A 21637-nucleotide genomic window follows, 5' to 3' on the forward strand; every position below is an offset into this window, starting at 1 on the left:
GTGAGATTTATTCAATTTGAATTACGCTTGTTATGGCAGAACAAGCTCTTTAAATGGCTGATGGCAGCTTATCTTCTAGCAGCTTTATTAGCCATTATCTGGGGCCAGATGGGACTGCAACGTGAATATCAACAGCGGGCTATCAGCGAAGCAAATTACCAAGCCGAATTGGCAGACTATAAGAAGGATGCTCCGTTAGCTCCATACGACTCGGGTTATATGAGTTATTACCAGTTTCATCCTGTCTGGCAAAAACCTTCTGCCTGGTCGGCATTGATTCAAGGTGAGCGCAGTGAAGCGGCCACCCACACAAGGGTTCGTTTATTAGGTTTGCAAAGCCAATTGAGCAATACGGCGACGGGCAATATTGCCGCTATGCCCATCGGTAAGCTGGACTTGAGTTTTATCTGGATTTACCTGATGCCGTTATTGATTGCGGCATTAAGTTTAAATCTGCTGGCAGAAGAGAAGGCCAGCGGACGCTGGTCGTTATTGGCCTCCCAAGTGGCTAATAGCGGATTATTATTAACTAAAAAAATGCTCATTGCAGCAGGCTTACTGGCGATGGTGAACGTACTGATTCTATTGGCGGCTGTTGTGCTGACAGATATCAGATTCGATGGATTATGGTGGCAGATTGCAGCCATATTATTGGCATATCAACTCTGCTGGTTTGTGATCACAGGCTGGATTATCAGTTTGCAACGTAGCGCCATTTTTAACAGTTTATTATTTATCAGTCTGTGGATTGTGTTTGCTTTTGTGCTGCCAGGATTGGCTTATCTGTATCAAACGCAACAACAGCAACCGGCTGAGCATGTGTCAATGGTGTTTGATCAACGTGAATACATGCATGATAGTTGGGATAGGGATAAGCAGGCAGATTTTGATGTTTATTTGCAGGACTATCCTCAGTGGCATACTACAGAGTCGACCTTACAAAAGCCTTTCGACTGGCGCTGGTATTACGCGATGCAACATATGAGCGATGTGATTGTAGCGGATGCAGTGAATCAATTTCGTGATAGCCGGATACATTCCCACCGGTTCGGAGAAACTTTTGCCTGGCTATCCCCGGTGATGCGAGTGCAATACAGTATGAATCGACTCGCTGATACCGATATGCTGGCAAGTCAGTTTTTTCTGGATCAGGTTGCTGACTATCAACAGCAGTTACGCGATTATTTCTTTCAATTCTATTTTTTTGACCAGCCGTTCACTGCGGCAGATTTCACTAAAATTCCAGTATTTGACTATCGACCAATTGTTCCTAACAACGCGCTTATAACTCTGATTAATTTAGTGATCGTCGGGTTATTTTTTATTGGGTTAATTTTGCTACAAACTCGCCGAAATCGTGGTTGAACAAACTTTCAGGCTTTTTCAAAAAGCGATACCGACTAATGTGATTACCGGTTTTCTCGGCGTTGGTAAAACCACGGCGATCCAGCAGTTACTAAATACCAAACCGCCAGGTGAACGCTGGGCAGTATTGATTAATGAATTTGGCAAAGTGGGTATTGATAGCCAGTTGCTGCAAACCGATGACCATTCTCTAGGTGAGGTCACGATTCGCGAAGTACCCGGAGGCTGTATGTGTTGTGCTGCGGGGTTGCCGATGAAGGTGGCACTCAATCAGCTTATTGGTAAAGCCAAACCGGATAGATTATTGATTGAACCCAGTGGGTTGGGGCATCCAGAAGAAGTGATTGCCGTGCTGTCAGGTGAATTTTATCAATCGATCATTGATTTACGCGCCACGCTGACATTGGTTGATGCACGTCATATGTCTGATGCGAAATATCGCGAGCATGAGACTTTTCAGCAGCAGTTACAGATCGCCGATCTGATCGTGGCGAACAAGTCAGATATGTATGGTCAGAGCGAAATTGCTGCGTTAAAAGCTTACCTGAATGAAATGCATCTTCAGGAGTTATCTTTACACATCACTCAGGACGCAAAAATTAATCCTGAATGGTTAAAGCCAAACGCTAAATTTAATCAGGCGGTCTGGCAAGAGCAGCCCGCGGTTTTTGATCTGAAGAATGAAACTCAACCTATTCCCGACTGTGGTTACTTGGCGTTAGGACAACAGTTGAGTGGCTGGTATAGCTATGGCTGGCGGTTCAAATCAACATTCTATTTTGATTACCAACCGCTGATAGCGTGGTTGGAGCAATTTAAACAGATTCGGTTTAAAGCTGTTGTTCGAACCAGCGAAGGCTCTGTCGCTATCAATCAAGCTGATGACAACTTGACGATTGATGGACTAGCCAGTCAGGCAGCAGAAAGCCGTATTGAGTTCATTACCGATAAGCCACTTGATGCAAAAAAAATGGAAAGCCAATTATTACAGATGTGTGGGATAAATCATGTTAACCCGTCTTAAAAACGCTCGAGTATATGACCCGGTACAAAAACTGGATGGTGAACTCATGGAGCTGTGGATCCGAGATGATCGAATCGTTGATCCGAGTCAGATCACAGATAGAGAGTCGGCCATCACCCATGATTTGGACGGTGCCATTACCATGGCGGGCGGTGTGGATATTCATAGTCATATTGCAGGTGGTAACGTAAATACCGCACGTTTATTAATGCCCGATCAACATCGAAATCATCTACAAAGACAGGAAAATCTGCCGTTTTATAATGCTCGCTGGTCGAGTTTTGAAACCGGTTATCGCTACACCGAAATGGGGTACAGCATGGTGGTTGAACCGGCAACGTTGCCAGTGAATGCGCCGCAGGTACATCGAGAAATGGCGGATATCCCGATCATTGATACGGCTGCGCTGGCGATTCTGGGCAGTGATGATTTGCTGGTATCCATGTTGCGCAGTGGTGCTTCGCAAGATCAGATTAATGACTATGTCAGCTGGACCATTAACACTACCCAGGCATTAGGTTTGAAAGTGATTAATGCCGGTGGTTCGCAGGCGTTTAAAGCAGGGGTTGAACAGTTTGGTCTGGATGATGAAGTGCCGGTTTATGGCATCAGCTCCCGCCGCTTATTAACCTCATTGCAGACTGCTGTGCATCAGCTGGGTATACCACATCCGGTACATGTGCATTGTAATAATCTGGGTGTTCCCGGTAATGTACAAACCGCCATTGCTACCATGGAGGCTGCCCAGGGCTTACCGATGCATCTGGCGCATGTGCAGTTTTATGGTTATGGCGCAGAGGGTAATCGTGGTTTTTCTTCAGCCGCAGCCCAGCTAATGGAAGCGTTTAATCGACATCCCAATATTACTATGGATGTCGGGCAGGTGTTATTTGGGCAGACGGTGACAATGTCTGGCGATATCATTGCTCAGTTCTCCCGTCGAGGCGATGCCAGCCCGCACAAATGGGTGATGTGGCATGCCGAAGATGAGGGTAGTGGCGGTATCGTGCCTTATCAATATAAAAAGGCAAGTTTTGTTAATGGTTTGCAATGGGCCATTGGTCTGGAGATTTTCCTGTTATCCGGAGATCCCTGGCGTTTGTTTTTCACCACCGATCATCCTAATGGTGCACCGTTTACCCGTTATCCGGATTTACTGCATTTATTGATGGACTATGATTTTCGCATGGCCTGTCTGGCAGAACTGGATCCGGAGATCATGGAGTTAACCCTGCTCAAAGATCTGAAACAGGAATTCAGCTTATACGATATTGCCATTATGACGCGGGCGGCCCCGGCAAAATTACTGGGATTGAATGACCGTGGACACCTTCAACCTGGGGCTTTGGCCGATATTGCGGTTTATCATGAGCAAGATGATAAAGCCGCGATGTTCAGGAAGGCGCAATGGGTCTTCAAAAACGGTCAGCTGGTTATTGAACGCGGAGAGTTTGTGAAGCGTCAGTTTGGCCAAACCATGACCGTTAAACCACATTTTGATCGGCAGATTGAAACCACAGTAAAAGACTACTTTGATCGGTTTTATTCGATGAAATTATCCAACTATGGGGTACAAGACGATTTGTTATTTGATCAGCCCGAGCGTTTTTCTGCGATTAACTTATAAAGCACTATTCTTCATAAAGCTCAATATTATCGGCATTCATGGAATAAGCAGAAACCGCTACCTCATTTTCGGTGATTGTAGTGGCCAGCGTGCCCTCGACCCAATAGGGATCATAAAGATTCTGTTGAGCAACGCCTTCTTTGGAGGTCACATAAACAATCTGATTCGGCGGTGGTGGGGGATAATGGATGCAGGCGCCAAAAAAAGGCACCAGAAAGAACTCGGTCACCAGCTGTTGTTCATTCATTTCGACGGGAACGATAAAACCAGGTAGGCGGATGGGGCGTTGATCGTATTCAGGCTTGACCTTGGCTGAAGTCAAAGCTTGTTGATAACGGTCATCGGCAGAATTTTCCAAGGCTCCTAGTAATTGACTGCTGATTTGGTCTTCCATCGAACCATCTTCAATCTCATCTAGATATTCTGGTGGATTCATCAATGCCTCCAAATCATCATCCGGCATCAGATCCACCCAATCGATAGACTCATATTTACTGTCAGCGAATAACGGTTGAGCAAATGCCAAACCAGTTAATACCAGAAGAGAAAGCCAGAACTTTGCAGGTTTCAGTGAGGTCATGGAAAATCCGAGAGGTTAAAAGTCGAGCAAAAATGCTATGTTATAACAATTAGCATCCTTGCCAAAATTATCAATCATTCAATCCGGTAAACGTATGACCAATCGTCCCGCAATCCAAATCGAAAACTGCCAATTTCGTTATCAACCAGATTCAGACAAAGCTTTATTACATATTGCTCACTGGCAAATAGAAAAAGGTGAAACGGTATTTGTTTATGGACCTTCAGGTTCGGGAAAATCGACCTTATTAAATCTCTTGGCCGGAATTTTAATACCACAACAAGGCAATATTACGCTTGATGATGTGACACTCAATCAACTGAATCACCGCAAACGCGATGCATTTCGAGCACAACATATTGGCATGGTGTTTCAACGATTTAATCTCATTCCATATTTAACTGTAGCTGACAATATCAAATTAGCCAGCCACTTTTCTAAGCTGGATAAAAAGCATCTGCAACAACGTACTCTGGAATTGATGAAGGCTTTGCAATTGGAGGTGGCGTTACTGGAGCGACCAGCCTCCCAATTGAGTGTTGGTCAACAGCAACGGGTAGCGATTGTTCGTGCTTTGGTTAATCAACCTGAGTTATTAATCGTCGATGAGCCCACCTCAGCCTTAGATAGTGATGCACGCGATAGTTTTGTTGATTTGTTACTGGGCCAGGTCCAAGCAGCAAAGGCCACGCTAATCTTTGTTAGTCATGATCGCAGCTTGGCACAGCATTTTTCCAGACAGCTGGATATACAGTCGTTTGTGGTCGCAGGAGAGAAACATGCTGTTTAAACTGGCCTGGAAAAGTCTGCTGGCAAGACGTGTTAGCGTGTTACTGACTATATTGATGATGACGGTGAGTATTTTTGTTCTGCTCAGTGTTGAAACTATCCGTTATCAGGCCAAAGACAGTTTTACCAAAACCGTTTCGGGGGTGGATTTAATCGTTGGTGCACGAACCGGACAGGTCAATCTTTTACTATATTCAGTCTTTCATATCGGTGTACCAACCAATAATATTTCCTGGCAGAGTTATCAGGAAATTGCTTCCCAACCTGCTGTTGCCTGGACCATTCCAATTTCTTTAGGTGATTCACATAAAGGATATCGGGTCATTGGAACCAGCACCGACTTTTTCGAGTTTTTTCGCTTTGGTAATAAACAGCCACTCGAATTTCAACAAGGGAAAGCATTTGATGATCATTTTGATGCAGTAATTGGTTCAGAAGTCGCCAAGCAACTTGGATATCAAGTCGATGATGCTATCGTGCTTTCTCATGGAATTGCCAATACCAGTTTTAGCAATCATGATGATAATCCATTCAAAATCACGGGTATTCTGGCGCCAACAGGAACGCCGGTAGATCAATCTGTCTATGTCAGTTTGCAAGGTATTGAAGCCATTCATGCCAACTGGCAGGGAGGGGTGCAAATACCAGGTAGAGCTACGCCAAATGTTAAAGATCTGCAGCCGCAAGCCATAACGGCATTTATGCTGGGACTGAATTCGCGGATACAGACCTTTAATTTACAGCGGCAGATCAATGAAAATCAGCAGGAACCCTTACAGGCTATTCTGCCTGGCGCCACATTGATGTCGTTGTGGACAATGTTGAGCAGTGTGGAACAGCTATTGTTATTAATTGCTTCACTGGTGCTGTTAGGTGCGCTGATTGGGATGGCCAATATGCTATTGGTTTCAATGCGTGAACGGCGCCATGAATTATCCGTTCTCCGAGCATTGGGTTATCGGCCAAGCTTCTTGTTTGCATTGCTACAGATTGAAGCGTTATTGATCAGTCTGGCTGCGGCATTCACCGCCTTTATCAGTTTACAACTAAGTATGTATGTATTGAAAGATTGGTTATTGCAGGAATATGGGATTTTGCTTACCCGATTATCCATCATTAATGAGTTTATGTTTATGCTGCCGATGGTGCTTATCGCCAGTTTTGTGGTCGCTTTAATTCCGGCTATCACCGCTTATCGACAGGGGCTACATCAGCAATTAAATCTGTAGCTTAAATACGTTGTAGCTTTGGAAGATGCTGTTTCAGATGTGATTTAATATCTTCCACACTAGCTGAAAAAACCAGTGCATAAATCTCGCGTTGCATGGTGTCGGTAATAAACGGGTAAATTTCATAGCCTTCAGCATAAAGTTCAGCGCGGGCGCGACATACTTTACGAATTCCCTCAGCAAATGATTGATTCTCTACAGCAGGTAAATTGGTTTCCCCCAATGTCCATTGCTGCTCTGTCCAATGCTGAAAACACCAGTCAGTTAACTGAATCACCGGATCGACTCTGTCCTGCTCAACTTTGTCAATTTGCTCACCGCAGCCAATCAGGCAGAACAGACCGAGTAGCAAAAAATGTTGACGCATATCTAACCCCTCCAGCGTTATTTCGCTATCAATATTGCCTGTTTTGTTTTCAAATACCAACTATTAGGGCTTGTTTATCTTTCATCTCCACCACTGCTGGCGGCTATTTTTTTGTGTCCGACAAGGCGGAAAGCACGCCGTGTAGCCTTCCTACATAAGTGATTGACAAATGAGTCTGGAACTCATTTGAACAGCTTAGCTGGCCGCGTAGCGGTGAAATACAGGGATGTATTTCATACAACGCAGGTGGTCGCAAAAATAGTCCCAGACCTTCGGGTTGTGACTGTAAAAGCGCCACTCGGCGTGGCCTACATGGATGTAGGTCAGGGGCGTGAGCAGGATGCGGAAGCTTTGCTCGTCACTTATTTAGAACAACTACAAAAACGTCAGGACAAGCAATGTTCCAGACATTGCTTTTGCATACACTCCATCCATGGAGATAAACGTTTTTGAGCTCAAGCTCCAATGGGGTGAGATACATGGATGTATCTCACAAAAGGCGCTCTTCGTGCCTTGATTGACGCTTTTTCAGTTCACAACAGAGGCGGAGATGAAAGATAAACAAGTCCTAGGAAAAAATGACAAAAAACGCTTACAGCGTCATTATTAAACTGTAGCTATCAGAATTTAGGTTTGAAATGGATAGATTTTCAACGATTGGCATCATTCTGTTATTGATTCTGGCAATTGTCGGTGGATATATGACCGGCCTCTTTGCCGGCTATCTGTTTGACTTGGGAAAACGCCGTCTGGGAAAAACGCTAACGGTTTTGCTCAATTTAGTGTTTTATGTGGTGCCACTCTGGGCGTTATTGGGTATAGCCTCTGAAGATGGCCTGCTGTTTTTTTATCTGTTACTACTGGTTTTTTATTATCTGGGTATTCGTGATTCAAAGCACCCAGCTGTAAAAGACGATAAACCGGATAAAAACTATGAACCTTATGATTAGGGCTTGTTTATCCTTGTCTTATTTCTTGCCTTTTTCTTCTGAGCCTATGACAATCAAATAGAGTCATTTTTTGTATAGAGATGCTTTCAAGGTAAATTATTTCTTGAAAGGGGAGGCAGGGTGAAAACAACGATTTTTCCCGGCACTATCAATGGTCTGTTGAATCTGCTGTTGACCACCTCGCTCTATTATTTATTTGCCCGACTGGGTCTTACCTGGTTTTCATTTCCCCCTGGAAATATCAATTTATTATCGCTTTCATCCGGTATCGGGCTGGTAATGTGCCTTTTGTGGGGAGTTCGTGCGTTTCCGTTTATTGTCATGGCAACCTTTGCAGCCCATTTTCCACTCATAGTAGAAAACACGTTTCACCACAACTCGCTGTATATTATTGTCGCTTCATTGATCATGGGTGGGGAGAGTGTTTTGGGAATGTTGCTTATGCGTCGATTTCTGCCCTACGGCGTAAGCAGACCCCATCATTTACTTAAATTTCTGTTGTTACTTTGTGGCCTTGTTCCGGCGTTATCAGCGTTATTGATAGGCACCAATCTGCTGTTAAATGGATATATTGAAGCTGAAAAGTTTATAGACCTTTATATTACTCTGCTAATTGCCCATGCCTTGGGGATACTGCTGATTTATCAGGTCTTTACAGGGTTTGCACATAGCCCGGCGGTGCAGCTAAGCGAATTAAATAAGCTGTGGTCAGGGGCAGCGATAATCGGATTAATCGTAATATTGGCTGCTACCGTTTATGGGCCATTAATATTTTTGCTGTTACCAGTTATGGTGATGATGGCTATTTATTTGAAACTGGTTTTTATCAACTTGTTCAGTAGCCTGTGCTTTGTGATTGTTATCAGCATTATGGCTTTTGATAACAGTGTGTTTTTAACAAATAATTATCAATTTACTTTGACCGGTTTGATTGCTTACATATTTTCCAGTGCATTGGCTGTATTTGTCATCGCTATTCAACAAAACCAAATTAATCTTACGATGGCTTCACGTCAGGCCTGGAAAAAAGCGGCTGAGCGTGATCCGTTAACTTGCCTGTCAAACCGGCGTGCCTTTATGCCCAGATTGAAAACTGAACATGCCAGAGCCGTGCGTACAGGGAGAAGCTATTGTCTCGTTATCTGGGACATTGATGATTTCAAATTGATTAATGATACCTATGGTCATGATTATGGTGATGTCGTTTTAAAGAAACTGGCTGACATTCTGCGTGACAACTGTCGTGATATTGACTTCCCCGCTCGGATCGGCGGCGAGGAGTTTGCGGTCATTCTTCCAGAGTGCAGCAGTGAGGAGGGTGAGTTGGCGCTGGAGCGCTTTCGCAGTGAGGTGGAATCTACCCGATTTATAGCGCCAGATGGAAAATTATTACAGATAACTATCAGTATTGGTATCGCAAGCTTCAAAAGGTCGTATAAGTCTGAAATGGCTTTAATGTCGGATGCGGATAAGGCATTGTATCAAGCTAAATCACAAGGAAAGAATCAAATACATGTATTTTGATATACGGCCCGATAGACAACGGAGTTATTCTTGAAAACGATATTCCATCGAACACAGATTATTGCTGTACTGCTAATGCTTTTGTGTTTGATTTTGGCGCTGATACCTTTTGAGTCAAATGCGGGGGCTCAATTAGGCCATATGCTCAGGATCACACTTACCGTCTATGCGATTGCCCGGGGATTGAATGCGGTTATTTCAGCGGCACAAGGCACTGAATTATCGATCGAACCAATGGGGGTAGGTCTGACATTGACTCCTGGCGAAATTCTGGACCCTCTGAATGATTTGATCGAGCAGTTTTCAAGCGTTTTATTAGTGGCTTCTGCATCGCTGGGCATTCAGAAAATCCTGTTAGCAGTTGGTGATATTGACATTTTGCGTTGGGCAATAGCGGGTTTTGCTGCCATCGTTTTACTTCTGTTGTTATGGCAGAAACTTCCTGACCGATGGTCTTCCATGCTGTTTAAGATGGTGTTGATCATGACCTTATTACGTTTGGCGATTCCGGTCACTATAGTTGCTTCCAATCAATTACAGCTCTGGCTGGAGCAAGATAGACAGGATGCCATTGCTATTTTGCATAGCACACAGCAAGAAGTAGCTGAGATTCAGCCTGAGTCAGATGATTCTGAACGCGGCTGGTATCAGGGATTCAAAGATAACCTGGACATTAAAAACAGATTGCAAAGTATTGAGACCAAAGCAGAACAGGGGATAAATGCGGCCATCTATTTGTTGGCTGAATTTGTATTGATAATGCTGATTTTGCCTATTGGTTTTTTATTTATAGCCTGGCGATTAATAGTCCGAATAACCAGATAACAAATGAAATAGCTATTTCAGAAAGCCGAGTCCTGAAGCAAGCTTTAATTGTCTCTCAAGACAACGTCGTGTCCGCTGGTACATTGAAGTGTTATCGGTGAGCCAACAGCAAAAAGTGATCAAATACACCCCGGTTAGCACTGTTTCATCCACTGCTCGCCATGGTAATGTCGAGTGCTGATCTGATGCTTCACGCAGCCATTGCACAGTACGACTGATTCGTAGCAATGCAGGAATCTGAATATGAAGATGCCCCGGTTCCAGTTTATTTAAAATCATTTGCCGGGTTACTTTTTGATTGATTGCAAGTGGTTCCAACCATGCCATCATCAAGCGATGAAATTTTTGCTGATTATTTAATGTTGCAAATACACTGGATTGCATCACCTTCAGCATATTCTGATCGGCACGATCAAACCAGGCGTCACCGATTTGTTCTTTTTCAGCAAAACAATAATAAATATCGGCAAGTGAAATATTGAGTTGGGCAGCAATTTCGGACAACCGTACTGACTCCCATGAAGAATGAGAAGCCAGGCTGACAGCAGTGTTAACAATGGCTTCATACAATTCGGAGTCTTGGTTCATCATGTTTTCCTTCCGCTAACAGGATTTAACAAACACGCTCAGCATAACGCATAAAAACTATAGGCAAAAAAAGCCCCGAACTTGTCGGGGCTTCTTAGGTTTCGCTTAGCTGCAAATTAACGGTTGCAGATGTACATTGTTACTTCAAAGCCGAAACGCATATCTGAGTATTCTGGTTTAGTCCACATGTCGATTTCTCCTGTTAAAAGTGAAATTACTTTTTACAATTCAAATAATACACCTGTACTAATGTAATCAAATAAGCATTTACCCCGTTGCCACTCAGGATTTTCCTGAATTAACGAATCGCTTCACCACTGGCATTAAGAATTTTAACTTCACGTTGTGGAAATGGGATCTCAATTTCATGCTGTTTTAACGCATCCCAAATCATTAACAATAAGTCGGCACCCACACGGTTAACACCATCATCGATGCCTTCCATCCAGAATTCAATCAGAATATCGACACCAGAGTCCCCAAATCCCGCAATTTCTGCATCCGGACGTTCTTCTATGGGCACATCGTCACCACTTATCACCCGAGGATGGCTGGCGACAACCTGTCGTAATAAATCAAACAGAAAATGCAGGTCGGTTTTATAGGCGACCTGAAATTCAAGGGAATAGCGTTGCTTGAGATTTTTATGGGTCCAGTTGGTAAAACTGGTGGTGATGAACTGTTCGTTCGGCACCATGATATCTTTTCCGTCGAAGGTCTCCAGCGTAGAAGAACGCATATTCAACTCACGAATAATACCTTTGCGTCCATCCTCCATCTCAATGTAGTCGCCGACACTCAAAGAACGTTCGAGCAGCAGGATGATGCCAGAGATAAAGTTGGAGGCAATTGACTGTAAGCCAAAACCTAAACCCACACCCAGAGCACCACCAAACACCGCCAGTGCAGTTAAGTTAATCCCCATGATCTGCAATAGCAGAATAAAGACGATAAAGAACAGGGCGATCTGAAACAGTTTGGCAAATACTTCACGGGTACCAATATCCAGATCTTCCTGACTACGGATAATTTGTTGCCCGGCAGTACTGGAAATACGTCCTAGCCAGAATAAAATCGAGCCGAATATCAGCACACGAATAATGCCGTAAGCAGAAATCTTGATATTGCCTAACTCAAATGACAAAGATTCAAGATAAACGATAACTGCATCCAGCCAACCAAAAAGATGTAGCACAGCAATGGGTAAAATAATAAAGAGGGCGAGCTTTTTAAATAAAGCCTTATGAACAACTCGATTTATCAGTTTGTAGAGCATATAGATGACAGCCCAGCTCATACATATTTGAATTAACCAGCTTTGACCTATCCATAACTGACTGATATCAGAAGCAATCGAAAAAGCCAGAATTATCATCAAGGGAAAGATCAGATCCCGACTACGATAAATGCTGTTACGTAATTTAAGTAAAGGACCTGAAGCGGGGAGCTGTCTTAAAAGTGGTGAGCGGCTCTTTAAAAAACTGGCAATTGAAAAAGCCAGTAAACCGCCTAATACTATCAGTCCGATTTGAGAGTAAAATTTTGGACTACTAGCCCAGTCCATCACGATGTGCAGAGATTGAAAGAAAAGGGTTTCAATTTGCTGGATATCCATTACGATTCCGAATATTTACTAAAAAGACTGCTAATGTAGGTGAGCACAAGCATTGGATCAAGCTGGTCTGAATATGATTTTTGATGTCAGGGCTGATGATGTGAAATAGTGGGAGTGTTTTAGATGAATGAAACCTATGACATAACAGGTAAAATAGCCTTGGTGACAGGGGCTAACCGGGGTATTGGTAAAGCGATTGTCGAGGCTTTTATCCATGCGGGTGTCAGCAAAATTTATCTGGCTGTGCGTGATGTCGCATCCACTGATGCATTATTGGCGCAATATCCCGAACAGCTTGTTGCCATTGCAGTGGATTTATCAAAGCCAGAAACCATATTTTCTGCTGCCAAGAAAGCCAATGATGTTGATCTGGTAGTAAATAACGCAGGTATTTTGCAAATGGCAATGCCGTTAGATGAGCATGCGGTTGAAGCCCTACAAACTCAGATGGCGGTTAATGTAAACGGTTTGCTCTATATGGCTCAGGCTTTTGCACCGGTATTGAAATCAAATGGTGGTGGAGCCTTTATCCAACTCAATTCAATTGCTTCATTAAGATCATTCCCGGCATTTTCAGGCTATGCCGCCTCTAAAGCTGCAGCCTATTCATTAACTCAGGCCTTACGGGGGCAGTTTGCTGAACAAGGCACCAGAGTAATGAGTGTGCATCCTGGTCCAATAGCAACTGATATGGCAAAAGATGCCGGGTTTGGTGATATTGCAGAAACCGCTGATACAGTTGCAAAAGCTATTATTGATGGTCTCAAAGCTGGTCAGTTTCATGTGTTTCCTGATGCGATGGCACAGGAAATGTGGGGTAAATATCAGAGTTTTGCCCGTTATGTTGTGGAAGCTGACAGTGTTTAATAACACGCAGATACAAAAAAGCCCCGGAAAACGGGGCTTTTTCGTTTCACCCGAAGGTGAAAATCAAACTGTTATCGTAGCAATTATGCAGGAACGATGTTTTCAGCTTGTGGACCTTTTTGACCTTGAGTAACATCAAATGTTACACGTTGGCCTTCAGTCAATGTTTTGAAACCGTCACCTTGGATTTGACGGAAATGTGCGAAAACGTCAGGGCCGTTTTCTTGTTCGATAAAACCAAAGCCTTTAGCTTCGTTAAACCATTTAACTGTTCCAGTTGAAGACATAAATCATCCTATTTTTTGTAAATCTAAAATGCCCAATTTGGGCGGGTATGCTGTAAGTGGAGCGGGTATTTTGAAAACAGGACGAGTACTCTTTGGATCTAACATTAAAGCGGAAACATCGAACTTGAAAACAAATATCTGTCGTACTTGCAAGCACGATTGAATATATAGACATTATATGTAAAGGTCAAACTCTATTTGATAAATAATCAAAATATATCTGCATTGGCTCCACAGGTACTCCTTATAGCCACTCATAAGTCAGAAATCATTGGCTTAGTTAATTCATCGCAACTAACGGGGCAGTTTTATAACGTCTTTCGCGAAACCAATTCAACGCAGGCTTTTCTACGTGAAGGTGAATCAATATGGCCAGTAGAAATGACACTCCAATGGCAATAGCAACTCCGGTGACGCCTGATAACCCAATTGCATAGCTGTAATTGATGATTCCGTAACCAATATTTTGGTGGACCAGATAAAGAGAATAGGACAGGCTGCCCAACCATAAGGTGAGCCGATTGACAATAAAATCCAGATAACCGCTTATTGCCAGCACAAAAACAGCGTAACAACCTAAAACAAAAAGACTGAATGGTGCGGGGTAGGCAATGAGTGCATGGCTCATCGACAGAGCGAGGAACAGCACCTCACTGGCGGTCAAATTCCCCGACTTGTACCAGCGGTATAGCAACATCCCACTGATAAACAGAGGGGCATACATGGCAAATAATAATTCATGGGTCAAAAACAGTAATGATGGGGATAGATTTTCCAGATTAAACACCGCTATGTAACTGATAATCAGCCAACCAAACAAAACCATGCGGAGCTGCTGCCAGCTTTTCAATGCATAAAACAAGATGGCCATCCATAGATAAAATGTACCTTCAATCACCAGGCTCCAATAGGCACCATCGACATGGGAATAATCCAAGTAACTATGTAAAAGCGTGAAGTTTATTAATGCTGTGCTGAACGAGACAGAGCGATCATCCGGGCCAAGCACTTGAACCATAAAGAAAGTCAGCAGAATGCAAACCCATAAAGCCGGTAACAACCGAAAAGCTCTGGCCAGACCAAACCAGCGCACATTGTCGGTTCGTTCCAGTGTCATCAAAATCACAAATCCACTCAGTATAAAGAACAGGTGAACGCCATAGCGACCAAATTCCAGCACATCAGGTGATGAGAAAGTGTGACCATAAAGTTCATCGTAATAAGGCAGGTAATGAAACAGTACTACGCCGAGTGCGGCAATACCTCTTAAGGCATCTAGAGCCTGTAATCTGTTTTTGGCTTTCGCCATCTAACGCTCCTGAGGATTTAGCTCGACCAGGACAAAGTGATTAATTAAACAAACTAAACCGAGTTAAACTTTGAAAGTTGATATAAACGCTTTCACGTATCAGGCGACTACGCAGTTTTTGCCCAGATGTTTTGCTTCATAGAGTTTACGATCCGCGCGATAGAGCAGTGCAAAAATACCATCATCTTCTTCACCATATTCTGTCAGACCTATGCTGACAGTGAACGTCACGTTTTCACCACTGACTAATGGCAGGCTCAATTGTTCTACACATTCACGCATCCGTTCAGCTAATGCCAGTGCTGAGTCAAGATCGGTTTCAGGAAGAATCATGGCAAACTCTTCGCCACCAATGCGACCAAAAATATCGTACGCACGCTTTGAATTCATAATGCATTCTGTAAATAATTTGATGGCTTCATCGCCAGTGTTATGTCCGTGCAAATCATTGATGCGTTTAAAGTTATCGATATCAAACATTAAAAGGCATAATGTTCGATTATGCCGAGAGGTTCGCTGCAGTTCTGTCTCTGCTTGAGCAATAAAAGCCCGTCGATTCCAGATACCTGTTAAATCATCTGTATTGGCAAGATATTCGAGTGTTTTGGCCACTTCTTCCAGCTCAAGATTTTGTTCCAGAATATCCAGATGGGCTTCAAAAATATTGCGTAACTGCACCATCATTTTGAGTTGTAATTCGCTGTAATAATGCGTTTTTGTGTCAAGAACACATAAAGTGCCAAACGGGTCTCCATTCGGCCAGGTGACGGGCACGCCAAGATAATTAATCATACCTAGCGTCGGGTCATATTTGTTCTTCCATGCGGTATCTTCATATGCATTGGCAACAAACAGCGTTTTCTGTTCACGAATGACAAATTCGGAATATGTTTCTGATCCGGTTAAATCGAATTTCTGATTACTCTGATATGGGTTGGTCGACGCCCGGTTTTTAACCATGACCGCAAGCTGATTATTTTCATCTACATGCGTTAGAAGTGCAGCAGGCACTTGCATGAATTCGGCTAACAGATCAATCAGATCCTGCCATTGTTGAAAATATTCATCACTCACCATTGGATGAGATGTATCTGTCGTAATCGTCAAGATACCTATCCTATTTGTTTAGCCTGTTATGGAGCATACAATAAATTTATAACGAGTCTTTAACCTATTTAAAGTGTCACAGTCAATTCTCTGAGTTTTAGATCCTTTCGACCAGCCATTTAATGAATATTCCATATCGAATTTTAGTTCTGTTTAGCCTTATGTCGTTGCTTGGTGCCTGCGACCCGTTGGCAAAACCGGAAACCTTGATGGATGAATATGTGAAGCGGTTAGCCAATGTGTTGGATGTGGAACCGGTCTATTCAGATCTGATTGATATAGAGCGAATTCCCCGACCACGAGACCGTCGATTATTCATACCTGAACACGATATCAATATGTTGGACTTTTTGTCTTTATATGGATGTGAACTGCAATTTGTGGTGGGAGAAAAAAACTCGATACTGGGACGAGTGATGCAGCCTTTAAATAATTTACGTTACGAATTACGGTTTATAGAAGCGTCACAACAATGTCTGGTCGAGATTAAAAGTGAAACATTAAGAACAAAGCTGGCGCAAGTCATTGAAATAAAAAAACAGTATTTACCTCGTGTGATTTGGAATGCCACCTGGGGAACAGAGGAAATCGCGCAGCTAATGAGTTTGTCATCAGGACTTTATGATCCTGAGAAAAGCCAATACGAAATCAGCAGCTATAGTCAGGATATTGTTTATGTAAACAAACGGGTTCAGCAACTACTACAAGGCGAGTATGAACAGGATCTTAAGTATATGGGCGAGATTCAACAACGTTGGCAATATGGAAGCCGGGCAGGGCAATTACAGAATAGTGCGAGATTACTGATAAGTCGGCTGGATGATGGAACTCAGATTCTGAAGCAACGCATTGAGCAAAAACCACTATGTGTACAGGGCAAACCGAATACTCAGGCAAAGATTCTGGAATCGATGTTTTTCAAGGTTTATATTGAAAAAGTCCAACCCTATATGTTAGCTGTAAACAGTGGGGCTGATCAGCTGTTTCAGCCCTTAGCCAGACTGGCACAGCTGCAAAAAGAGGTCATGCCGCAGACGTTTAATGCGTATTATCAACAAACGTTAAATGTGAATAATAAGCAGAATATCTGGACGTTATATCAACAACGTATAAAAGAACACACTGAAGCCTGGCAGGATTTGCTGGAACAGTGCGGTCTTCGACCCACTCCCGACTAACACTAAACTTTAAAGCGGCTCATCATTTGTTTCATGCTTTCAGAAAAACGTCTGATTTCCTGTGATAACTCTTCACCCGTTTCAGCTACTTCACTGGCTGCTTCTGTCTGTTGGTTTAGACCGTGCAGGTTTTTACTGATTTCTTCAGCGACACAGGTCTGCTCTTCAGTTGCCTGAGCTGTTTGGGTCGCCATATCATTTACCCGGTTAGAGGACTGCTGAATTTCATGGAAAACTTTATCGGCTTCAACAAAGGTATTTGCTGTTTCATCAGCATTTACCTTACCTTCAGAAATAGCCTTTGAAGATGCGCCGACAGACAATTGTAATTTCTGGATAATTTCATCTATATCATTGGTACTTTGCTGAGTTCGGGTTGCCAGAGTTCGGACCTCATCTGCCACAACAGCAAAACCTCGTCCATGTTCACCTGCCCGAGCGGCTTCAATCGCGGCATTCAGTGCCAGCAAATTAGTTTGTTCGGCCACACCACGAATAACTTCCAAAACGGTAACGATATTGTTGGAATTGGTTTCAAGCTCCTGAGAGGAGTTCAATACCAAATCCATATTGCGAATCAATGCGGCGATTTTTTCATTCGACGTTCTGACTACGGCCATACCGCGATCAGCTAAACCAGCGGTTTGATCGGCCTCAGAAGCGGAATTGGTTGCAACTTGTGCCATTTCCTTGTTGGCCAGCGTCATTTCATGAACAGCACTTACAATGGATTCTGTCGATAAATTCAGTTTATCGTTAATATCTTTGGTATGAACTGATGCATCCGACAGGCTGGCAGTGAGATTGCCGAGGTTGGCAACCTGGGACAGAATATTTTTGATTAAATCCTGCAGGTTAGAGACAAAAACATTAAACGCCTGAGCAAGATTACCGAATTCATCTTTAGACGACACATCAATTCTAGCGGTGAGATCGCCATCACCTGAGGCAATTTCATTAATCCGTTTTACCAAATAATTGATGTCGTTAGTCAGTTTTTTTGGAATGAGATAACTGAAAATCATCGCGATTATCAAAACGATCGCGACAGCAATAAATGTGATCGTCATTTTGGTGCGGATATCTGCAGCAAGTTGCTTTTCAATGACCTCAAAACCATTAATCACTGCCTCGCCGGACTTATCCAGAATATCTCGTAATTCAGCAAACTCCTGATCTTCAGTTTGCTTAAGGAGATTTAAAGAAAGCCCATTGTCATAAGCTTGTACCAGCGCATCAGAGGAAGCTACCCATTCTTGATAGGCCTGATTAAACACCGCCGGGTCACCGGATATTTCAGGAAATTCTTTCAAGTATTCCCTGTATTCAGCGTAACGAGCCGCCACCTGTTGGATATTTTCCTGGCGATTTATTTCTTCTTCATCGGCTGCGTTGCTTTGACCCGAAAGGATGTTGAGTTGGGCTAGTTTGGCCTGGTACAGATCCCGGTCAGCATTAAGAATGACTTCACTGGCAGGCATAAAGCTACGCGACTGAATTTCAATCAGATTATTCTGTAAGGACATCATCCACCAGAACATCGAGATGACGATAATAATGGTTAACCCCATCACCATTACCGGTAAAGAGCTTTTGGTACGTATGCTATGCATGTTCATTGAATTGTCCTTAAAGATCGCAACTTGGTATTGCCAACTTTTTTATTTAGCGCTATTGTTCAGTCTTGTTGTCGACAATTCATGACGGATCTTTAACAAAAAATATCCAGTTATCAGCTGAGACAAAGTAACGTTGCATTAGGCTATATTTTTTAGAATTATTTGGTTCAAAAAAAACAGGCACTAGAAAACGCCAGAGAGCTGGATAATTTTAATTATCGTTTAGCAGAGCGGGGATTATAGTAGAGATTGCTTAAATAATAGTGAAAAGCGTGGTGATGAACACTATTCAAAGGTTCCAGCCGCCCGATTTCATTGGGACTCGGCAACTGCGGCTGGATGTGAATAATTATTTAGACTTGGTTTTTTTACTTTTCTTTTTATTCTTTTCTGATTTTTTGGGTTTATCTTTAGCTTTCTTGTCAGCTTTTTTTGCTTTTTTGGGTTTGTCTTTTTTCTCTTTCTTGGGCTTGGTATCAACAGCCACAGGAAAACAATCAATTCCATTTGCACGGTAGCGTCCCAGCCAGTAGCGAATCTGACCTAAACTCAGTGCTGTTTTTTCAGCCGCTTCTTCTTGAGTCGCCCCTTCAGATAAAAGTAATAAAGCCTTGGCTCTCCCACTATTTACCGAAGTTTCTTCACTGATTTTATAAAGCTGTTTTTGAGCCTTTTTCTTTAAATCCAACAAAGCTACCGAGTCGTTCATGTGAGATCCTTAGAAGAATGAATCAATCGAAAAGCATATAGATAAACATTTCCACATTACTACAACTATATTTCTAAATTATGACAATCAATTATTGAGGCAGTTGATGCATAGTCTTATGTAACTGCTTGTCAAATTCAGTGTTAATCACTTTTCCGTTATCAGTATCAAAATTATCATAAAAAGAGGGGAGCGACATATTCCCTTTTATCTCGGCAGCAAAGCGGGGCATTGAGTTGAGAGCAATTTCCATAACTGTTGCCCCACCGCGTTCACCCGGAGAGGTTGATAGCAGGATAGTGGGTTTTTTCTGAAAGACTTTTTGTTCGATTCGTGTGCACCAGTCAAACAGATTTTTCCATGCCGCCGAATAATTTCCGTTATGTTCGGCCAGTGAAATAACCAAGGCATCAGCGTTGCCCAATTTATCCAGAAAGGCTTGAGCCAATGCGGGTTGACCAATTTCTTTTTCAATATCAACGCTAAACAGTGGGAGTTCATAATCATTCAAATCCAGCACTTCTACATCAGCATTCTCAAGCAGACTCGCTGCATAAGTGACTAATTGCTTATTGATAGAGTGTTTACTATTGCTGGCTGCAAAAGCGACGACTTTCATAAAATCTCCCTTGTTAAAAGTATTCAGTGTTTACTGACACATAGCGTGGCGAAAAGTTGTACGTATTGCAAAAGTAAAAAAGGCATCCGAAGATGCCTTTAAATGTTACTGACTAATCGTAGCTGTAATGTTTTTTCAGCTGTTTGGTCACTTGCCACATGCTTTTCAAGCCTGTTGGGAAAATCGCATAATCACCTGGAACGATTGTGACTGGCTCGCCGCCGTCTGGAGTGACGACAATTTCACCTTCAAGAATGTAAGCTTTTTCAGTTTCATCAAAATCCAAACGGAATTCGGTAACTGGGCAATCCCAAATTTCCCAACCGGCAACGCCCAGTTCTTTTAAGCGTGCTTCACTTGGGTTTTTTTCAATAATAATCTCTGGCATAAAAATCCTGAATATATAAGAGGGTCAATCATGGCTGTCATGCGACAGAACCATTGCTTCTTTTCGTCAGCCATGCGCGTTTACACAGCGACATGTCAGTATTTGACTGGCAAATAATAGCAAAACTGAAGGGGTTAAGTTGAACTGTATCTTTCATACTTAAATTTGACTGTTATTTGTATCTAAATAACAACGATTTGTATTTACATTAATCTGTTCGATGCGTAGCATATGATTTTTCTTTTCTTCCCCGGAGAAGTTTCATGTGTATCAAATTATCGCCGCTAGCGATATCGATTGGCTTAGCCTTATTAGCTTCACAAACTGTATCCGCTGCTGAAAGCGAAACGGATTCGGCAGAACTGGAATCGATTACGGTCACAGCCAGTGCAGATGCCTCAGCCGAGGGTTTGTCTCCAGCACATAGCGGCGGTCAGGTTGCGGTAGGTGGAAGAGCGGGCATTCTGGGCACACTTGACCATTTAGATAGTCCTTTTAGTATTACTGCCTATACAAATGAGTTTATCCAAGACCGTCAAGCTCGAAGCGTTGGTGATGTTTTACAGAATGATCCATCGGTTCGGGTCGCAAGAGGTTTTGGTAATTTTCAAGAAACCTATTTTATTCGTGGCTTTGTATTGAGTTCAGATGATATTGCTTATAACGGCCTTTATTCACTGTTACCACGTCAGTACATCGCTACAGAACTATTTGAACGGGTAGAGCTTTTGCGTGGTGCTTCATCATTTCTTACTGGTGCTTCGCCAAGCGGTGGCGGCATCGGTGGTAATGTTAATCTACTGCCAAAACGTGCTCCAAATGAACCATTGAATCGAATTACAGTTGGCACAGAACATGGGCAGCAAGGGTTGGTATCTGCCGATATCGCCAGACGGTTTGGTGAAGAAAAACAGTTTGGTGTACGGGTTAATACGGCTTACCGTGATGGTGGCACTGCAATTGAAGATCAAGAGTCAGAATTGGGTTTATTCTCGGTGGGGCTTGACTGGAGGGGGATAGGGCTCGTCTGTCAGCCGATATTGGTTATCAGGATAACCAACTAGATGAGAC

At 42.9% G+C, this 21637-nt stretch carries 23 protein-coding genes; 11 read left to right on the forward strand and 12 right to left on the reverse strand.

What is annotated here, in order from left to right; translation table 11 throughout:
• From AC08OG_RS07355 to AC08OG_RS07365, 3 genes are read left to right on the forward strand one after another with little or no spacing between them, the layout of a single operon-like run.
• Entirely contained in the window at window positions 1-1365 is a 1365-nt protein-coding gene (locus AC08OG_RS07355; protein ID WP_482930470.1) for a DUF3526 domain-containing protein, read from the forward strand.
• Window positions 1358-2389, forward strand: a complete 1032-nt coding sequence (locus tag AC08OG_RS07360) for a CobW family GTP-binding protein (RefSeq protein WP_482930471.1) — start codon at window positions 1358-1360, stop codon at window positions 2387-2389. Before AC08OG_RS07355 ends, AC08OG_RS07360 begins: the two co-directional genes overlap by 8 nt.
• Window positions 2373-4016, forward strand: a complete 1644-nt coding sequence (locus tag AC08OG_RS07365) for a formylmethanofuran dehydrogenase subunit A (RefSeq protein ID WP_482930472.1) — start codon at window positions 2373-2375, stop codon at window positions 4014-4016. The genes AC08OG_RS07360 and AC08OG_RS07365 overlap by 17 nt, the downstream gene beginning before the upstream one ends.
• 4 nt (window positions 4017-4020) lie before the next feature.
• Here AC08OG_RS07365 and AC08OG_RS07370 read toward each other — a convergent pair whose 3' ends face one another.
• Window positions 4021-4596 (reverse strand): DUF3299 domain-containing protein, encoded by a 576-nt coding sequence (locus tag AC08OG_RS07370; protein ID WP_482930473.1) that lies wholly within the window; start codon window positions 4594-4596, stop codon window positions 4021-4023.
• A 94-nt stretch (window positions 4597-4690) separates the two neighbouring features.
• Between AC08OG_RS07370 and AC08OG_RS07375 the strand changes: the two genes are divergently transcribed.
• Window positions 4691-5386, forward strand: a complete 696-nt coding sequence (locus tag AC08OG_RS07375) for an ABC transporter ATP-binding protein (protein ID WP_439503262.1) — start codon at window positions 4691-4693, stop codon at window positions 5384-5386.
• Entirely contained in the window at window positions 5376-6614 is a 1239-nt protein-coding gene (locus AC08OG_RS07380; protein WP_482930474.1) for an ABC transporter permease, read from the forward strand. Before AC08OG_RS07375 ends, AC08OG_RS07380 begins: the two co-directional genes overlap by 11 nt.
• 1 nt (window position 6615) lies before the next feature.
• Here AC08OG_RS07380 and AC08OG_RS07385 read toward each other — a convergent pair whose 3' ends face one another.
• Complete coding sequence (locus AC08OG_RS07385; protein WP_292353386.1) at window positions 6616-6981, reverse strand: hypothetical protein; 366 nt, start codon at window positions 6979-6981, stop codon at window positions 6616-6618.
• Between the two features lie 638 nt (window positions 6982-7619).
• On the opposite strand from AC08OG_RS07385, the gene AC08OG_RS07390 reads away from it, so the two are divergent.
• From AC08OG_RS07390 to AC08OG_RS07400, 3 genes are all read left to right on the forward strand, one after another.
• Window positions 7620-7931: a hypothetical protein gene (locus AC08OG_RS07390; RefSeq protein ID WP_292357103.1), complete on the forward strand. Its 312-nt coding sequence runs from the start codon at window positions 7620-7622 to the stop codon at window positions 7929-7931.
• Window positions 7932-8051: 120 nt separating this feature from the next.
• The gene (locus AC08OG_RS07395) at window positions 8052-9455 is read left to right on the forward strand and encodes a sensor domain-containing diguanylate cyclase (protein ID WP_482930475.1); all 1404 of its coding nucleotides are present in this window, start codon (window positions 8052-8054) and stop codon (window positions 9453-9455) included.
• Between the two features lie 30 nt (window positions 9456-9485).
• Entirely contained in the window at window positions 9486-10280 is a 795-nt protein-coding gene (locus tag AC08OG_RS07400) for a hypothetical protein (protein WP_292357100.1), read from the forward strand.
• A gap of 12 nt (window positions 10281-10292) precedes the next feature.
• Here AC08OG_RS07400 and AC08OG_RS07405 read toward each other — a convergent pair whose 3' ends face one another.
• From AC08OG_RS07405 to AC08OG_RS07415, 3 genes are all read right to left on the reverse strand, one after another.
• Window positions 10293-10871 (reverse strand): TetR/AcrR family transcriptional regulator, encoded by a 579-nt coding sequence (locus AC08OG_RS07405; RefSeq protein ID WP_292483539.1) that lies wholly within the window; start codon window positions 10869-10871, stop codon window positions 10293-10295.
• A gap of 113 nt (window positions 10872-10984) precedes the next feature.
• Entirely contained in the window at window positions 10985-11056 is a 72-nt protein-coding gene (pqqA, locus tag AC08OG_RS07410; RefSeq protein ID WP_081443609.1) for a pyrroloquinoline quinone precursor peptide PqqA, read from the reverse strand.
• A 110-nt stretch (window positions 11057-11166) separates the two neighbouring features.
• Complete coding sequence (locus AC08OG_RS07415) at window positions 11167-12483, reverse strand: mechanosensitive ion channel family protein (RefSeq protein ID WP_482930476.1); 1317 nt, start codon at window positions 12481-12483, stop codon at window positions 11167-11169.
• 123 nt (window positions 12484-12606) lie between these two features.
• Here AC08OG_RS07415 and AC08OG_RS07420 point away from each other — a divergent pair, with 123 nt between their 5' ends.
• Entirely contained in the window at window positions 12607-13350 is a 744-nt protein-coding gene (locus tag AC08OG_RS07420; protein ID WP_482930477.1) for an SDR family oxidoreductase, read from the forward strand.
• An 83-nt stretch (window positions 13351-13433) separates the two neighbouring features.
• On the opposite strand, the gene AC08OG_RS07425 is transcribed toward AC08OG_RS07420, so the two are convergent.
• From AC08OG_RS07425 to AC08OG_RS07435, 3 genes are all read right to left on the reverse strand, one after another.
• On the reverse strand, window positions 13434-13637 hold the full coding sequence (locus AC08OG_RS07425; protein WP_014706925.1) for a cold-shock protein: 204 nt from the start codon (window positions 13635-13637) through the stop codon (window positions 13434-13436).
• Window positions 13638-13917: 280 nt separating this feature from the next.
• A complete protein-coding gene (locus AC08OG_RS07430) occupies window positions 13918-14946 on the reverse strand; it encodes an acyltransferase family protein (RefSeq protein ID WP_292357091.1) in 1029 nt (342 codons plus the stop codon).
• Between the two features lie 99 nt (window positions 14947-15045).
• Window positions 15046-16053 (reverse strand): sensor domain-containing diguanylate cyclase, encoded by a 1008-nt coding sequence (locus AC08OG_RS07435; protein ID WP_439503266.1) that lies wholly within the window; start codon window positions 16051-16053, stop codon window positions 15046-15048.
• 161 nt (window positions 16054-16214) lie between these two features.
• Between AC08OG_RS07435 and AC08OG_RS07440 the strand changes: the two genes are divergently transcribed.
• Window positions 16215-17231 carry a DUF3080 family protein gene (locus AC08OG_RS07440; RefSeq protein WP_482930478.1) on the forward strand — a complete coding sequence of 339 codons (1017 nt, stop codon included), beginning with the start codon at window positions 16215-16217 and terminating at the stop codon, window positions 17229-17231.
• A gap of 2 nt (window positions 17232-17233) precedes the next feature.
• Here AC08OG_RS07440 and AC08OG_RS07445 read toward each other — a convergent pair whose 3' ends face one another.
• The 4 genes from AC08OG_RS07445 to AC08OG_RS07460 form a co-directional block, all read right to left on the reverse strand.
• A complete protein-coding gene (locus tag AC08OG_RS07445; protein ID WP_292357085.1) occupies window positions 17234-18850 on the reverse strand; it encodes a methyl-accepting chemotaxis protein in 1617 nt (538 codons plus the stop codon).
• Window positions 18851-19199: 349 nt separating this feature from the next.
• Window positions 19200-19559 (reverse strand): helix-turn-helix domain-containing protein, encoded by a 360-nt coding sequence (locus tag AC08OG_RS07450; RefSeq protein ID WP_439503268.1) that lies wholly within the window; start codon window positions 19557-19559, stop codon window positions 19200-19202.
• 91 nt (window positions 19560-19650) lie between these two features.
• Window positions 19651-20178, reverse strand: coding sequence for an NADPH-dependent FMN reductase (locus tag AC08OG_RS07455; protein WP_292400729.1), 528 nt, complete (start codon window positions 20176-20178; stop codon window positions 19651-19653).
• Window positions 20179-20290: 112 nt separating this feature from the next.
• Window positions 20291-20566 carry a cupin domain-containing protein gene (locus tag AC08OG_RS07460; RefSeq protein ID WP_292357081.1) on the reverse strand — a complete coding sequence of 92 codons (276 nt, stop codon included), beginning with the start codon at window positions 20564-20566 and terminating at the stop codon, window positions 20291-20293.
• A gap of 263 nt (window positions 20567-20829) precedes the next feature.
• Here AC08OG_RS07460 and AC08OG_RS07465 point away from each other — a divergent pair, with 263 nt between their 5' ends.
• Window positions 20830-21630 (forward strand): TonB-dependent receptor plug domain-containing protein, encoded by an 801-nt coding sequence (locus AC08OG_RS07465; protein WP_482930479.1) that lies wholly within the window; start codon window positions 20830-20832, stop codon window positions 21628-21630.
• Window positions 21631-21637: the final 7 nt, after the last annotated feature.

Source organism: Methylophaga sp. F7 (genome assembly GCF_056863975.1).